Annotated in this window: 20 protein-coding genes; 1 reads left to right on the top strand and 19 read right to left on the bottom strand. The window is 38.9% G+C overall.

Going from position 1 to position 15,580, the window contains the following annotated elements:
- Nucleotides 1-12 precede the first annotated feature (12 nt).
- From B5444_RS06075 to B5444_RS06010, 14 genes are all read right to left on the bottom strand, one after another.
- A complete protein-coding gene (locus B5444_RS06075) occupies nucleotides 13-645 on the bottom strand; it encodes a hypothetical protein (protein ID WP_079654332.1) in 633 nt (210 codons plus the stop codon).
- A gap of 44 nt (nucleotides 646-689) precedes the next feature.
- The gene (locus B5444_RS06070; protein ID WP_079654331.1) at nucleotides 690-782 is read right to left on the bottom strand and encodes a glycosyl hydrolase 108 family protein; all 93 of its coding nucleotides are present in this window, start codon (nucleotides 780-782) and stop codon (nucleotides 690-692) included.
- Between the two features lie 12 nt (nucleotides 783-794).
- Nucleotides 795-1,226, bottom strand: coding sequence for a lysozyme inhibitor LprI family protein (locus tag B5444_RS06065; RefSeq protein WP_079654330.1), 432 nt, complete (start codon nucleotides 1,224-1,226; stop codon nucleotides 795-797).
- Entirely contained in the window at nucleotides 1,223-2,314 is a 1,092-nt protein-coding gene (locus B5444_RS06060; protein ID WP_079654329.1) for a penta-EF hand family protein, read from the bottom strand. The genes B5444_RS06065 and B5444_RS06060 overlap by 4 nt, the downstream gene beginning before the upstream one ends.
- A gap of 2 nt (nucleotides 2,315-2,316) precedes the next feature.
- A complete protein-coding gene (locus tag B5444_RS06055) occupies nucleotides 2,317-2,895 on the bottom strand; it encodes a hypothetical protein (protein ID WP_079654328.1) in 579 nt (192 codons plus the stop codon).
- Entirely contained in the window at nucleotides 2,892-3,833 is a 942-nt protein-coding gene (locus B5444_RS06050) for a hypothetical protein (RefSeq protein ID WP_079654327.1), read from the bottom strand. The genes B5444_RS06055 and B5444_RS06050 overlap by 4 nt, the downstream gene beginning before the upstream one ends.
- A gap of 124 nt (nucleotides 3,834-3,957) precedes the next feature.
- Complete coding sequence (locus B5444_RS06045) at nucleotides 3,958-4,197, bottom strand: hypothetical protein (protein WP_079654326.1); 240 nt, start codon at nucleotides 4,195-4,197, stop codon at nucleotides 3,958-3,960.
- Entirely contained in the window at nucleotides 4,172-5,116 is a 945-nt protein-coding gene (locus B5444_RS06040; RefSeq protein WP_079654325.1) for a hypothetical protein, read from the bottom strand. Before B5444_RS06040 ends, B5444_RS06045 begins: the two co-directional genes overlap by 26 nt.
- 85 nt (nucleotides 5,117-5,201) lie before the next feature.
- Entirely contained in the window at nucleotides 5,202-5,813 is a 612-nt protein-coding gene (locus B5444_RS06035) for a hypothetical protein (RefSeq protein WP_079654324.1), read from the bottom strand.
- Nucleotides 5,810-6,655 (bottom strand): SafA/ExsA family spore coat assembly protein, encoded by an 846-nt coding sequence (gene safA, locus B5444_RS07735; RefSeq protein ID WP_197680859.1) that lies wholly within the window; start codon nucleotides 6,653-6,655, stop codon nucleotides 5,810-5,812. The genes B5444_RS06035 and safA overlap by 4 nt, the downstream gene beginning before the upstream one ends.
- A gap of 2 nt (nucleotides 6,656-6,657) precedes the next feature.
- Nucleotides 6,658-7,245 (bottom strand): hypothetical protein, encoded by a 588-nt coding sequence (locus tag B5444_RS06025; RefSeq protein ID WP_079654323.1) that lies wholly within the window; start codon nucleotides 7,243-7,245, stop codon nucleotides 6,658-6,660.
- A 52-nt stretch (nucleotides 7,246-7,297) separates the two neighbouring features.
- A complete protein-coding gene (locus tag B5444_RS06020) occupies nucleotides 7,298-7,786 on the bottom strand; it encodes a CDP-alcohol phosphatidyltransferase family protein (RefSeq protein WP_172838436.1) in 489 nt (162 codons plus the stop codon).
- 1 nt (nucleotide 7,787) lies between these two features.
- On the bottom strand, nucleotides 7,788-9,146 hold the full coding sequence (lnt, locus tag B5444_RS06015; RefSeq protein ID WP_079654321.1) for an apolipoprotein N-acyltransferase: 1,359 nt from the start codon (nucleotides 9,144-9,146) through the stop codon (nucleotides 7,788-7,790).
- Nucleotides 9,110-9,535 carry an EamA family transporter gene (locus B5444_RS06010; protein WP_172838434.1) on the bottom strand — a complete coding sequence of 142 codons (426 nt, stop codon included), beginning with the start codon at nucleotides 9,533-9,535 and terminating at the stop codon, nucleotides 9,110-9,112. The genes lnt and B5444_RS06010 overlap by 37 nt, the downstream gene beginning before the upstream one ends.
- Nucleotides 9,536-9,601: 66 nt before the next feature.
- Here B5444_RS06010 and B5444_RS06005 point away from each other — a divergent pair, with 66 nt between their 5' ends.
- On the top strand, nucleotides 9,602-10,720 hold the full coding sequence (locus B5444_RS06005; protein WP_079654319.1) for a hypothetical protein: 1,119 nt from the start codon (nucleotides 9,602-9,604) through the stop codon (nucleotides 10,718-10,720).
- On the opposite strand, the gene uppP is transcribed toward B5444_RS06005, so the two are convergent.
- From uppP to B5444_RS05980, 5 genes are all read right to left on the bottom strand, one after another.
- Entirely contained in the window at nucleotides 10,696-11,466 is a 771-nt protein-coding gene (gene uppP, locus B5444_RS06000; RefSeq protein WP_079654318.1) for an undecaprenyl-diphosphatase UppP, read from the bottom strand. The genes B5444_RS06005 and uppP overlap by 25 nt on opposite strands.
- Complete coding sequence (locus B5444_RS05995; RefSeq protein WP_079654317.1) at nucleotides 11,466-12,614, bottom strand: iron-containing alcohol dehydrogenase; 1,149 nt, start codon at nucleotides 12,612-12,614, stop codon at nucleotides 11,466-11,468. Before B5444_RS05995 ends, uppP begins: the two co-directional genes overlap by 1 nt.
- The gene (locus B5444_RS05990; protein WP_079654316.1) at nucleotides 12,614-13,069 is read right to left on the bottom strand and encodes a TraR/DksA family transcriptional regulator; all 456 of its coding nucleotides are present in this window, start codon (nucleotides 13,067-13,069) and stop codon (nucleotides 12,614-12,616) included. Before B5444_RS05990 ends, B5444_RS05995 begins: the two co-directional genes overlap by 1 nt.
- 76 nt (nucleotides 13,070-13,145) lie before the next feature.
- Nucleotides 13,146-14,414 carry a PDC sensor domain-containing protein gene (locus tag B5444_RS05985; protein WP_079654315.1) on the bottom strand — a complete coding sequence of 423 codons (1,269 nt, stop codon included), beginning with the start codon at nucleotides 14,412-14,414 and terminating at the stop codon, nucleotides 13,146-13,148.
- Nucleotides 14,411-15,574, bottom strand: a complete 1,164-nt coding sequence (locus B5444_RS05980; protein ID WP_079654314.1) for an LL-diaminopimelate aminotransferase — start codon at nucleotides 15,572-15,574, stop codon at nucleotides 14,411-14,413. Before B5444_RS05980 ends, B5444_RS05985 begins: the two co-directional genes overlap by 4 nt.
- Nucleotides 15,575-15,580 lie beyond the last annotated feature (6 nt).

Raw genomic sequence — 15,580 nt, 5'->3', positions numbered from 1 at the left:
GTTATTCATGGTTTACCTCCCTTCTATACTCTTAACTTTTACTAAACCGAGCTTTTTCATTTTATTTTTTGTATTTTTTGCAATTTGTCTCAATTTAGTATGATATTCACTATAAGGAAGATTCTTTCTACTTAGCGATATTTTCTCTCTATCTGAAATGACAAGATTGCCAAATTCATCGTAAACTTCTAAGTATGTACACTCTGCACAGTTACCTCCTCTGTAATACTCAAGTCCTATGTATGGTTTCCCTTTTTTATCCGTATAACACATCACTTCTGAAATTTCATAATCTAAAACTTTTTTATCCTTTAACTTCTTATTAACAATATCTTCATTTTCGTCTACAAATTCAGAAAACATATCAAAGCTGTATTTAGGTGATGATGAGTTTATTAGTTTTTTGCTTTCTTTTTCATTTGTTATAAGGACATATTGATCATCTGCTAAACATGTTCTGTATGCCGAATTCATAACCTCAATGAGACAGTGAGTAGTTAGAGTTACTTTAAGGTGTTTACAATCTAATCTTTTTACTACTTGATAATCTATTCTTGGTTTTAGGTTTTCCTGCCCAAAGCCAATCCCGATAAATGTCAAAACCAAAACAACCGTTAGAACAAAGTTTCTAAAAACCCTTCTCATACCAATATCTTCCTAACTTTCCTTGTCCATTAATAATCAAATCTTTATTTCGTAGGACCACCCGGATCATCAGGATCATTTACATATCCCCCTTCAGCCTTTTTTGTAAACTTAAGAGCCATCATGAATACATCCATGGCTATGCCTCCTTAATTAGAAATCATTTTTTCTTTTAGATAATCCAATAGATGTAAAACTCTCTCTCTAACCAAGTCAATTTTGCTACCTATTCTTTGTGTATGATAAAAACCACCTTCATATCCATATATTTGATTTATAAACCTAAACTCTGCATCTCTGAACTTAAGCCATTGCCTTTGGCTTTCTTTAAGTAATTCCTTTTCTTCTGGAGAAAGCTTTTTCATAAGTTCTTGATATACTCTATTGAGCTCTTTATCCCACATTTCATAAGCTTTATTGGAGCAGTTTATCATTTCAGCAGTTGAAGAATCTTTCTCTATACATTTTTCAAGCCATACATCAATAGGATGCTTTTCTTGTTTTTCTTCACTAAAGCTAACCACAACAAAAACAAAAACCAAAACAAACACTAACACCAGGCTTTTAAAAACCCTTCTCATACCCACACCCTCCTTTGAGTAAAATTATATGGCAACCTATAAAGCCTATCAAGCTCAAAATTCACATTGCCAGCTTGCGTTTTTGTGCCATCTTCCTTTTCAACTGTACCTATCTCTGTTATCTGGTTTCCACCTTGATTTATGTTTGTCTTTTTAGTGTTTAAGTTTATGGATTTTATTCCAAGCTCAGAGAGGCTTCTAAGCTCTCCTTCATCAGTTCTTCCGTCTGCATTTTTGTCCTGCCATACTTTGAGGTTCTTAAACACATCATCAAAGGCATCAATTCTACCGTCTCTGTTTGTGTCATAAAGAGAAAGCATAGCAAAGCCAGACTGAGTGGCATTTCCAAACATCTCAGAGATGTCGTTTATTCTGTTATCGTTATTTTTATCCAAAACCAAAAATCCATCATCCTTGCTTATCCATCCCACTTTGTTTGCAAACCCAGAGCCAGAAAGGTCAAACATGGCAGTGGAGTCATTAATATCTGTCAGTTCTATCCCATCTCCATCAAGGTCTATCACAAGGGGGTCAAATATAAGAGGAATGATACGTGTGGCTTCTCTGAGATTGGAGCGAGCTTTTTCGGCATATGAATTAACATTCTGCTCCGTGTTTATTTCCGTTTGGATTGACTCTTCTGATTCCCTCTGTACCGACCATTCCGCTAAAGCTTTAAGAAAATCCATAAATTTATCCCAGGTAAATAAACCAACTCGTGAAACAATATAAGCTCCTCCAACTGCTCCAACAGGTCCAAAAAGAGATCCACCTACAGCTCCTCCCAAAGTTCCACCTAAAGTTTCTGCTAAAGCTTCTCCTATAGCTTCTTGTTTTGTCTTACCTTCTTGTAGTTTTTCTTCATAAGAAACATATGTCATCAATAGATCAATAGCAGTAAACTTAGTAGCTAATGCATTCGGTAATGCCCTTGTATCTATAAATTGCTCACTCTCTCCTATAAGTTTATCAAGAGATTTTTCAGCTAATGCTGATAAAAAAGTGTTTAAGCTTGATGGAATGTCCATAGGAGTAGGTTTCATTGCATCCACAATATTTTCCTGATTATTATTTCTTTGCTCTGCCATACCTAAACCTCCTTGTTTTTGATAATTAAAGGTTTTATAGAGCTATCAGATCTATACAAAAAATATTCTTTAGGCCTTCCTGAAATTTCTGATAAAAAGTCAGCAAATCGTTCTTGGTCTTTTTTATTAAACCTATTTATGTGAATAAAAAATGCATTGCTGAAAAATATAAAAAGAAAACTTATTATCCTATTTGTAATAGTAGGCTTTTTATCGTATAATCTGATACTAGACCAAGTCATAAAGATATGAGTATCATTATTTAAATAAATCTCTTTCTTATCACTAAACAATGGTATTCGGTATATCTTTACAATCTTATTTTTATATAGTTCTATCCTATCTGTATTAACTAAATCAATAACTAAATAACTCCCTATTATAATAATCCAAACTGAGCCAAAATATTTTACGAAATAGTAATCAAATAGATTTTTAGAGTGTTCTTTAGACATAAATAATAATCCTATAAAACCCATTCCTATAGCAGGTATTCCTAGAAACATAATAAAACTTATAACTCTTAATGGTTGATATTTTAAAACCATGATTGGCTTTTCTTCAGTCATATAGTTATTCATGGTTTACCCCCTTTTGAGTTTTTTAAGTATTTAGATTTGATGTAGTTTAAAATATTCTTATATATCTCGTAATCACTATAGGGATGCAGCTCATCTTCTCGGACATTTACTTGTTTAAACATTAACTTCTTGAATTCATCCTCTTTAATGAAGAAAATTCTTCTTCCAACTATAGAACTTTTTGTCTGCATCATACTGTCGAATCTTATAAAGTACACACCGCTTTTTCCCATATTAATCTTCATCAGAAAATTGCCATCTTCTAAGGGATAAATACCCGAAAAAACATCTCCGAATGAGATCGGTGAGAGAATATAATCCTTACTATAGTTATAGTCCCAATTCCATTCACAATAAGGATTTATATATACTTTTATAGGCTTATCATAAAGATAAACAGGCACAACGGATAAGATAATTTTATTCTCTTTTACATTCTTTAATACAATTGATTTGTATCCCATTGAGCATTTAGGAGAGCCCATGCTTATGCCACCAAGATCAAGCATAACGTCACCACTGTATATAGGAAATTCATCTTTAAGGTAAGACTCTTCGATAATCTTGGCATTCTTCTGTTTAAGAAAATCACAGTTTTTATTGTATATGGCACAGTCATGTAATTTTTCGCATTCATCCATTGGTAATTGTTGATTTTCAAAAAGAAGATAACAGGCAACTGGAATACTTTTTTCACTTGTAATTGTAGCACCTATAAATCTTCTTTTTATAACTACATAATCACCAGTTTGTAATTTTATCAAGGAAGGGGCAATGTATGTACCCTTCTCTATAGGGAACATCCATTCCCATACATCAGGATACGGAGGGTATTTTTTCTCAATTTGCCCTCCCTGTTTTTCCTCCCCAAAACCAACTCTAACAAACGCCAAAACCAAAACAACCGTTAGAACAAAGTTTTTAAAAACCTTTTTCATACCCACACCCTTCTTTGAGTAAAATTATATAGCAACCTATTTGGCTTGCCTGTTATCGGGTGTATTCGCCTTCCATAACCTGAGGTTTTTCTAAATTGTGGTCCAGGATTGTAGTTCATTTTTCCTACCTCCTTTCAATTTTAAGTTTATAGATATCAATGTAAAAATTAGGTCCAACATTTAAAATATTTGTTATGATTGGAAATGCTACAATAGATTCATCTGGAGATATATAAGGATGAAGGAGAGTCTTTTTAGTAGCGTAGCCTGAGCTTAATTGAACCGCTCCTAAATATTTAAATCCATCATCCCATTTATAAAACAAAACTTTTGCTGGCTTATTCAATTTGTTGCTTTTTTTCATCTATTACTAAACTCAAAAGCTGTAGCTGCGAAAAAGTATAATACTCATTTTCATATCCAGCAAGTAGTTTTTTTCGTTTTTGAAAATCATATACATACAGGGCACATGCTAAAATTTGTCCCATATCATGAGAAAAAAGTTTGCAGTTGTTATAATCTTTAAAAATTAGTTTATCCTTTGCAACTTGTAAAATCTGTAATAATCCAGATGTAAATTCAATTTGTGAGCCCTTTTTAATTCCCATATAATAAAATTTACGATAGTAGTAATCCCCATGTGGCTCAACTTCTATTGATCCTTTAGACTTTATAATTTTATTTACTATTATAGTTTCATCATTAATCCAGCCATTTACATATAGATTGTGGAGTTGAAATAATTTAAATGGTATATTTTCTTCTCTGTTTAAGTTATTTTTTGGAACTGTAAGAGCTAAGTATTCTCCATTAGGAGAGAATGCATAATTAAAACTACATGCTTTGAAATTTGCTATTTGTTTTATGTTATTCACATCTTTAGCGTCAAAAATATAGATAGACGTAGCATAACCGTATTCACATTCTTTAGTTGTTTTCATTTTTTTGGAATCTGTACTTTCCAAAATAAAATATCTACTGTTTTGGGATACAGACGTAGCAATTACATCTTTTTTATGCAAATATATTTTACCGTCTAAACCAAGAATAAACACTCCGTATTTATCATCTTGTTTAGTATTAACCACCAGATAGTTTTTAGACACCAAAACAGGTTTAGAAGGATAAAACGGATTTTCTTCAAAATATAAATTAGGAATATTTTTTATAGTTCCTACATACTCAAGACTAACTGTTTCTTTTTGCTCTGCATAAACATAAGTAGAAAGTGTTAAAAGGAGTAAAAGAAGAAATACAGTTAGAAACCTACCCACTTTTCCCATACCCACACCCTCCTTTGGATGAAATTATTACCTGCAAGTCTTCCTGGAGTGCGATCAATAGGCTCATAAAAATGAGTCTTTCTTTTCATGATTTATCCCTCCTGCATGGGTTTATTTCCAAATTTTTTATACCTTCTAATTTGAATTTTTTATATTCAAGGGCATATTTCTTTAAAATTTTGTTAAATTGAAATGATTTAGGTTTATAGAAAATTTTTTCTCTATCCGTTAGTATCAACTTTCCTTCATCATTATAAAGTTCAAAATATTCACATTGTTCGCAATTGCCACCGTTGTAATAACTTAATTCAATATAATACTTGTTATCAGTTTTTGCCTTGTAACAGCTTACTTCTACTATCAAATACTGTAAAATACGCTTTCCTTTAACTTTTTCTTTGTTCAAAAATGCATATTTTTCTCCAGCGTATGTTGGAGAAGATGAGAGCAAGATTTGTTTCCTATCACTTAAAATGTTTTTCAAAACAATATACTGTTTATCAGATACACAAAATGGAGGTAAATCTTCACAATAAACACAATGAGTTAATACTTTTACAATAGCATTACCACATATAAACTCTGTTAAATGTTCGGTATTTTCTCCTACTGATTCGATGGTTTCTGCATAAAGAGGGTTTAAAAAATTTAAAAAAAGTAATATGATAAAGGCCAATACCTCACATACCCTTCTCATCCCCACACCCTCCTCTGAGTAAGATTATAAACCCTGTTTGCAAAACCAGAGCCAGAGATGTCAAACATGGCAGTGGAGTCTTTAATATCTGTCAGTTCTATCCCATCTCCGTCAAGGTCTATCACAAGGGGGTCAATTCTGCGAGTGCCCTCCCTAAGATTGGAGCGAGTTTTTTCTGCATAGCCAGGGATTTTTATCTTCTGCCCAGGGTATATAAGATTTGGATCCTTTATCCCAGGATTTGCCTTAATTAGCTCATCAAGACTTAACCCATACCTTTTTGCTATCTTTGAAAGTGTATCCCCTGGCTGGACGGTGTAGGTATGGGGGTTGGTGGGGAGAGAGTTATACAAAGAATCTCCAGAAATAGGATTAGTTTGTGAATTAATAGACCTTAATTTACCTCCAGACTCTACTTTTATTATTGTATCTACCAGAATATTAAATTGCTCTTGATTTAGATCGCTTAGTTTAGAATTTCTATTAATCCCGACCTTTTCAATGGTTTGAATATAGGCCTCTGTGTTGTTATACTCTGGTGGAGCATATTTATACATTAAATCTTCAATCGTCTGATCTCTATATTTCCTTAAAAGGTATTCCCGTAAAGCTCTTTCCCCTGTTTCTAAATCTGGAAATATAGCAAATTTATGAACTCCATCACCTCTATCATAAACGCCGATTCCATATTTTTTACCTTCAAGCGTATCTTCAACTAAATTTCCAGGATTGTTTGTCTTTATGGCAATATTATTCCCGCTTTTTATTTCATAAGTTCCATCCGAATAGTAGTAATAGACACTTCTACCTTTTTGTTCTGCCTTTACAACTTCTCTTCCCATTTTTATCTACCTCCATCTAATAATTTCAGAATTTTATTCTCATTTTTAAAAACTTCTTCACTGTCACAATAAGGCTTATTTAACTCATAAGTTTTATACTTTAAAAAGGTTTTATCTTCTTGGTCGTATTTAAATATAACAACATTAAAAGGGCATTTATTGTTAATCATTTTTTCAATAGATTTACAATCTTTTTTAGCAAGTATTAGATAGACACCACTATTTAATTTGATAAGCCTAAAGCTTGAGAGATTCGTAATTTCCTCCTTATTAATTCTACTTCCACAACCACCAACTTTTGAGTATGTATAAACACTTACTTCTGACCCTTTGTTACCTTCTGCTGGTATAGGTATATAGAATAATTTTCCTTCTTTAGTCCTCAAATAAAAAGAACAAGCCTTATAAATATTGCCTCCCCAAGGTGTAAAATATTCTCCACAGATAACCACATCCTTTATGCCATTATCATCTATATCTAAATACCATATCCCGTTTTCAAACTTGAAGATTCCATCCTCTCCAAGACCAACCCTAACAAAAGCCAAAACAACTATCAACACCGCTGTTAATAACGCTATTCTTCTCATACCCACACCCTCCTTTGGATGAAAGAAATTATAAAATAAAATAAATAAAAACCTACCTAAAACTCCTAAGATATACGTAAACGTAGTCTAAGAAGGAGGCTAGTATAAAAAACTGACATAAGTAATAGAAGATGGGATGGTTAAATCCTAAAAGGGAAATAACCACCAGAAAAGACACCATGAAGGTGGTGAGCTTGCCAAGTGGTCTGGCTTTGGGTACCACACCCTTTGATATGGTCATGTGTAGGCCACCAAGGACTATGAGAATATCTCTAAGGACAAGGCTCCAGAATATATAACTTGGAATTAGGTTAAACTTGAAGACTGTAGTATAAAGGGCAAAAAAGTTCATCGCTTTGTCTGCCAGAGGGTCCAAAATCCTGCCTAAGGAGCTTTCGGCCTTTAACCTTCTGGCTAAGAAACCATCAAGGAAGTCCGAGAAGGCAAGTACCAAGAAGAAGGGAAAAAGTCTTTCTCTGGGTACCAAAAGGATAAGCGGGCTTAGCAGGAACCTTAAAAGGGAAATGATGTTAGGGAGCAAGTTAATCTTTGATCCTGACATGAACAAAGAGTATAGACCTTTTGGAGTAGGGCAGTTGTTTTACCACGTTGCCCATGTGGTCTATGTAGGCGCTGTAACCAGAGTTGTTTACCCAGAGTACAGGTAGGCCGTTTTCTAGGGCTCTAACTACTGCCCATCTGAAATGTTGTGAAGCACATTGGCTGTCGTCAAACCACCCATCGTTGGTTAACACTGCTATAAGCTTGGCATCTCTGGAGAGCCTTTTAACCAGATCCCAGTAGGCTATCTCAAAACACACGGGAGTAGCCATCTTTACACCATCTACCTCAAGGGGCTTTAGCTCCTTACCAGGTTGGTAGTCCAGGCCAGATATGGCTGGTACAAGATCCTTTAGAAAACCAAAGGGAAAAGGAACGTACTCACCCACAGGCATGAGCCTAACTTTGTCGTAGTTTTCTACCTTCCCCTTGTAGAAAAGATAAACGGAGTTATAGGGTTCTACCTTGTTCTTTGAATTCCTTAAATCTACTATTCCAAACACAATGGCAGACTTTTGAGAGAGCTGATAGAGCTCTTGGATGGTGGGATCCTCCAAGTCAAAGAAGAGGGGTAGAGCTGTCTCGGGAAGCAGGATCACCTTGGCACCTCTTTCTACAGCACCCTTTACCATAGCAAGTATCTCTGGAGTGTACTTTTCAAAGCTCTGCCAGTTTAGTTTTACATCTTGTGGTACTGCCGTCTGAACCACCGCTATGTACAACTCCTTACCTCTGCCATACTCCCTGTTTAGCTTTAAAAGCTGGACTGTACCAAGGGCAAAAGGAAAAAGGACAAGGATAAGGGCGTACTTAAACCTTCTTCCCAGAAGGGCAAGCACAAAAAACCAGAGGACTAGGCTGGCACCGTAGACGGTAAGGTAGTAGAGGCTGTATTTAGCTACAGGCACGTAAGAGAGGACTATGCCACTGATAAGCCAGGGGAAACCACCGTATGGGAAGTAAGATCTAAGGATCTCAATGCCACAGAAGGCTAAGATGAGAAGTACATCCCTGTTTTTGAAGAGCCTTACAGGGAAGTAAAACTGAAGTAAAGAAAGAAAAAAGGCTAAAAAGAACACAAGGGAGTAGGCTACTACAGGGTTTAGACCTGCGTACTTTACCATGGGTATGCTGGCACACTCCAACGATAGAAAGAAGAAAGCTAGACCTGCCAGAAGCCATATGTATCCTTCTTTCCTCAGGAGTAAGAGAAACATACCCACAGGCATGGTAAACCAGAGCTCATACTTGGAAAAAGGAAGAAAAAGGCTAAAACCGGCCAGTAGAGCAAAAAGAGAGGCCTTTACCTTTGAGCGTAGCTCAGCAGGGCTATTCCACATACCACAAGCACAATTCCAACGAGCTTAAGGAGGTTTATCTCCTCTTGTAAGAGGGTGAGGGCAAAAATAGAAGCCCATAGGGGAGAGGTTGAAGCAACAGGTGAAACCAGGGAAACATCACCTGTTTTGAGAGCTTTGTAGAAGAAATGAAGACCTAAAAAACCAGAGAGAAAGCCACCGAAAGCAACTAGAAGAAAACCCTTTACCGTAAACTGCCACTGATGAAGATACTTGAGGGATACGATTAGGGAGCTCAAGAAGGCTATCAGGTTATGGATCACCAGGGCATGAACGGGTAGAAGACCTTCCTTTAGACCTAGCTTGAAGAATATGGGAGCTATTCCCCATACTAGGCTTGCTAAGAGAGCTAGGACGAGCGGTTTGTACACCCGTATAGTATAAATCAAGGGTGTAAGACTTGACAGTCAGTATCTAATTACTTACTGTTTAAACTTATGTTCTATGTGTCTAAGGTGTCGCCTTACTTCTTCCTGCTCGCCATAGGAGAGCTTCTCCTTATGGTTGTTATAAAGCCTTTTGATATGTCTACAGCCTGGAAGATGGGTGTCTTTGGGTTTATGGCCCACGCCATAATGGCCGCCATGTACCAGATAGTCCCCAACTCCCAAAACAGAAGCCTGGCCTTTCCTAAACTGTCTTATCTGGTGTTTGCCCTTTCTCTTACCTTTCCTGTGCTTTTACTCTCTGGGCAAGCTCTGTACGCCTCTGTGCTGCATGCTATCACAGTAAGCCTTTTCTTTGTACATGTACTTCTTTCTGTTAGGAACTTACAACCCATAACGGTCAGGATGCTCCTCCTGGGTAGTGTTTATCTCTTTCTGGGAAGTTTGTTCTTCCTGCTTTCTGAGATGCATATAGTGCACCAAGCCCTTGCAGTCCATAGCATGACTGTAGGTTTTATGATGAACGTGGTCTTTGGAGTGGAGTACGCTTGGGTACCCATGCTCCTTATGGAAACAGTAAACATAAAGCAGGGTAGAAGACTTTTTTACCTATCTCTTTTGGGAGTGCCCATCTTCTTGCTTTCCTTTTACATAGGCGACTATAGGTTGGTGGCTTTTTCTAGTCTGTTGGTTTTTGCCTTTGCAGGTTACTTTCTATGGTTGGTAGCCCAGATTTTCCTAAAGAGGCGTATGCCTAGGGAGATCCCTCTGGTTGTCAAATACTTCTTGCTTGGTCTTTTCTACCTACCCGTTGGCCTTTTTGTGGGTTTTCTTATGGCTGCTAAGGGATTGGTGGGAGAGATGCTCGTTTACCATATGGATCTCCTCCTGTTCGGATTTGTGGGAACTACCCTTATGGGAGGCCTTGCCCATCTCTTACCCAGGATGGTCTATAACATGTACCAGCAGAAAGGTGTTAACCTTGCCATAAGCGATCTTGTGGATGAGGAGTTGTTAAAGAAACTTCTGCCAATATCACCCATATGCGTGTTTGTAATGCTCTACCTTGACACGTGGGAAATAACCAGATACGTATCTGGCGTACCTTACGTGATAGTATGGCTCTTCTTTACGCGTGCTGTGTTTTACCGTAGCTTAAAGAGGGCGTAAACTATAGAGATAAATATCCTGTAGACACCGAAGGGTACAAAAGAGTGGCTTGATATAAACCTTAAGAAGGTTTTAACGCTCACTAGGGCTGTCAAAAAAGCGCATAAAAAACCAATGGCCAGGATTTTGTAATCTTCTACAACAAACTCAGAGTGGGACTTGTAAAGATCGTAAGCTGTGGCTATAAGCATGGTGGGTATGGCAAGCAGGAAGGAAAACTCAGCTGCCTCCTTTCTGTTTAGACCCATAAACATCCCACCTATTATGGTTGCCCCAGATCTTGATACCCCTGGTATCATGGCTAAAGACTGAAAGAGACCTATGGCTACAGCCTTGACGTAGGGTAGCCTATTTATCTGATCTAGGTAGCACCTTTTTTCGCAGAACCTGTCTGCGAAGAGAAGGAACAGGCCCCCAAAAAAGAGGGAGAGGACAACCACCAGCTCATTACCTATCAAGTAAACTTTTATGAACTTATACAGTAGAAAGCCTAATATACCTGTAGGTAAGAAGGCTAGGATTACCCTCTTAATGACTTCTACATCTGTAAGTAGCTTCTTCCAGTAGAGGAGCATGACTGCCAGTATGGCTCCTAACTGTATGGATATCTCAAAGCTCTTCGTAAAATTGTCCTGAGGGATTCCAAGGAGGTGGGCCGTAAGTATAAGGTGTCCTGTGGATGATACGGGCAAGAACTCTGTAAGGCCTTCCACTACGCCCAAGACAATGGCATGAGAAATCTCCATCAGAAAGCCTCCTCGTAAAGTTTTAGCAGGTCTTCATAACTTGGCTCTACTGGATTTATGCTAAAGGTGTTACGAGCAAGCATGTAAACGTCTTCGGTCAACCTTTCTAACTTCTCTTTCTCCACCCCCAGGTCCCTGAGGGATATGAGCATATCTACACTCTTTAACATCTTTTCAACAGCATCTACTGCTTTGTGAGGCTTAGGATCTTCTCCCATCACTTCGGCGAAAATTTCGTACTTCCTTGGGTTACCCTGATAGTTGAACTTGGTCACGGCCAAAGCCAAGGCGGCAAGACCGTCACCATGTGCTACGCTTGGGTAGTGAGCGGATACAGGATGTTCCATAGCGTGTATTAAGGCCACCCTTTTCTTGTCTATGGCTATACCCGCGAGCATGCTGGCGTAAGACATCATCTCCCTGGCCTGTATATTCTCAGGTTCTCTGTAAGCTATGGGTAACCACTCCTTTATTATCTTCAGAGCCCTTATGGCGAACTCATCAGCCAGAGGGTTGTGCATTTTGTTGGTGAGGGACTCAAGAGCATGCACGAAAGCGTCTATACCAGTGGTGGCCGTAAGCCTGGGACTCATGGTGACGGTAAGCTCTGGATCCACTATAGCGGCTTTTGGATAACACAGAGAGTGAGATATGACCAGCTTTTCCTTTCTTATTGGGTTTGAGATGACAGAGTACCTGTTTACCTCACTACCAGTTCCTGAGGTGGTTGGTATACATATGGTAGGTCTGTTGAGGTAGGGCAAAAGCCTTGGACCTTCTGGATAGTTTACATAGTCCCAGGCAGATCCTTCGTTGGAAGACACTATGCTTACAGCCTTTGCCGTGTCTAAGGAGCTACCACCACCTAACCCTACGATCAGGTCTATCTTTCTTTCTACTACTATCCTGCTTATCTCATCCACCTGCGTGTTGGTAGGGTTAGGCTCAACTCCTTCGTAAACAAAAACATCCTTCACTCCGTGCTTTTTTAGTGAGTCTACTACCTTTTCCAATGCGCCGCTTTTTCTCGCACTGCTTTTACCTGTTATGACTATGGCGCTCAGTCCAAAACGCCTTGCAACTTCTCCGACCTTATTTACACTACCACGTCCAAAGAATATTTCAATGGGTAGGTAGAATTCAAACATCAGGCTTCCGTTATGTCTTCCCTTTGGAACCTAATTTGTTCGTCTTCGCCTTCTGGAAGTGTTGGTTCGAAGCCTTGGGTTGTATAGGTAGGTACTATACCTTCTTCTTCTGCCTTTTCAGCACACTCTGCGTGGTAACGGGTCCATGGAAGGACTAAAAGCCTTTCATAAGGTATCTCTTCTCCGCAGTACTCGCATATGCCGTAAGTGCCTGCTTGGATCTTTTGAAGGGCGTAGTCTATCTCTCTTAGTATCATCATCTCCCTAGCAGAAAGGTTATCCAAAAGTTCTTGAGTGTAAGTCATCTGGCTTATGTCTTCGAGGTCTCCGGGCTCTTTTACCTGCTCTTCTATGACCGCCTGGGTGTCCTCTTTTTTCCTGTAGCGCTCAAGTATCTTTTGCCTTTCTTCCAGCAGCTTACTTCTCAGTACTTCTAGTTGCTCCTTTGAAAGCATCTTTCTTTCCTCCCAATGTTTTAAGAGTTAATAATATAACCTCACCAAACCCTTTAGACGCCTGTACATCATGTTATCAACCTTTTAGAAGCCTGTGTATTTCCCTGTAGTTTATGTCACATGCCAGTACGTAAGTTTTTCCTCCGTAGGTGAACTTTTCGGATACAGTTATGCAAAAGTCATCCGTTGCTTGAGAAATGTAGACGTTGGTTATGTAAAAACCTTCCTTCACAGCTGCGATAAAGTAGTCCTTTTGAGATCTGTCTGCTCCCTTTTTACCTGTTTTGATAGGATACTTTATCTTTGGATTGACTATGTTGTTGGATATTTGAATACCCTTTTCGTTTATTACGTAGAAAAGTTCAAAGTAAGGAAACTGTTTGAAAAAATCGTATAGCACGTATTCCCAGAGTTCTCTGTCTGTCTTCTGTAACTGTGCCACTATGGTGTTCACATCCCTTTTTAGCTTTTCTCTTATTATTGGAAGTGCTTCCCTGGCTCTGTACTCACATACCACTACGGAGGGTATAAGATCGTGGTTTATAAAGAAGGATACGTCTTTGACCTTTGAGAGTCTGTTCTTTAGCTCTGCATCTAGTTTGTAAAGGTCTTCCATGCTTGGTACTTTAGAAAGGTTCACCGAATAACCATGCACGTAGACGGGATCAGCCCCCGCGTACAGTAACGAAAACTCCTTGTGAAACTCCTGCATGAGCTCCTTTATTCTTGAATCAAGGGCCTTTTCCTTTGAAAGTAAGTAGATCTCTCTTTCTTCACTAGAAAGGAACAGATCACCCTCAAGGTAATCTTTAACTAACTCCTGAAAAGCCTTAAGTAAAAGCTGAGCCTTTGAAGAACCCACTGCTTCCTGGAAGGCTTTTATACCCTCAAGGAAAAACACATGCAGGTAATAGGGTTTGCCCAGTACGGTTGAGATGCGCCTAAATACGGGTATGCTCGCCTCTTTGTACATGCTTAGAAAGTGTAAGATTACCTGAGGGTACAGTACTCCCATGTACTTACCTTCTCTGTTTACTACGAGTATTGGAGCTGCAGACGGTCCAAAGAGCTCCATCAGCTTGTAGATCTCATCAACAGCCACCCTAACGTCCTTGAGCTTAGGGAGTGTGTGCACTAGATCTTCTACCTTCAGGTCCTTTTTGCAGCAAGTGGCCCGCCTCACTTCGTTCCTGTAGATTATACCTACAGGCAAACCACTCCTTAGGACTACGAGGTTGTCAAATATACCGTACTCTTCAAACACCTTCTGGACATCTCCGAGGGTCATGCTTCCTTCAACGGTGGGTACACCTGTAGCTATCTCAGAGAGCCATAGCTCCTTCATATTATTAAACTTTTAATCCTTTCAGCAGCCTCCAGAAGTCTTTGGGTGGGTACGGTCAGGGATATTCTAAAGTAGCCCTCTCCATACTCTCCAAAACCGCTTCCTGGAGTACAGACTATGGCTTTCTCATCAAGGAGTTTTTCCACAAACTGAGCTGAGGTGTATCCCTTTGGAACTTTGACCCAGAGGTAAAAAGTAGCCTTTGAGTCTACAACCTCAAGACCTGCCTTCCTGAGTGCTTCTACCATAGTCTTCCTTCTTTCCCAATAGACATCCCTTATCCTCTGAACTTCTTCCTCAGGCATGCTTAGCGCTGTTATGGCTGCTTCCTGTATAGCCTGGAACTGTCCAGAGTCTACGTTGGTTTTCACCTTACCTAAGCCTTCTATGAGTTTTGCATTACCTACGGCAAAACCTATCCTCCATCCAGTCATGTTGTAGGTTTTGGATAGAGAGTGAAACTCTATGGCTACCTCTTTTGCACCTTCTACCTCAAGTATGGATGGGGGTTTGTAGCCATCAAAGTATATCTCCGAGTAAGCAAGGTCTGAAGCTACTATGAGGTTGTTTTCCTTTGCCCAATCTACCAACTCCTTGTAAAACTCTTTTGTAGCTACTGCAGATGTAGGGTTGTTGGGATAGTTTACCCACACTATCTTAGCTCTCTTTAGTACATCTTTGGGGATCGACCTAAAGTCTGGTAGGAAGTTGTTCTCTTCTCTTAGGGGCATTATGTAAGGAACACCACCAGCAAAGATGGTACCTATCTTGTAAACGGGATATGCAGGATCGGGACAGAGTACTATGTCTCCAGGGTTTACAAAAGCCAGAGGAAAGTGAGCTATACCTTCCTTGGAACCTATAAGGGCTATGACTTCTTTCTCTGGATCAAGGTCAACTCCAAAGCGCCTTTTGTACCAATCTGCTACAGCCTTTCTAAAGGAGTACATACCCTCGTAGGATGGGTATCTGTGATGCTCTGGCTTTTCTACGGCTTTCTGCATAGCCTTTACTATCGGTTCGGGTGTTGGCATGTCGGGATCTCCAACACCCAAGTCAATCACATCGTACCCCTGGGCTATCTTTTCTTTCTTCTTCCTGTCTATCTGGGCAAAGAGGTAGGGTGGGAGCGCCTTTATCCTATCTGAGAACTCAAACATACAACA

Origin of the sequence: Thermocrinis minervae, assembly GCF_900142435.1 — a bacterium.
Classification (GTDB): domain Bacteria; phylum Aquificota; class Aquificia; order Aquificales; family Aquificaceae; genus Thermocrinis_A; species Thermocrinis_A minervae.
This window is presented reverse-complemented; position numbering and strand designations above follow the sequence as displayed.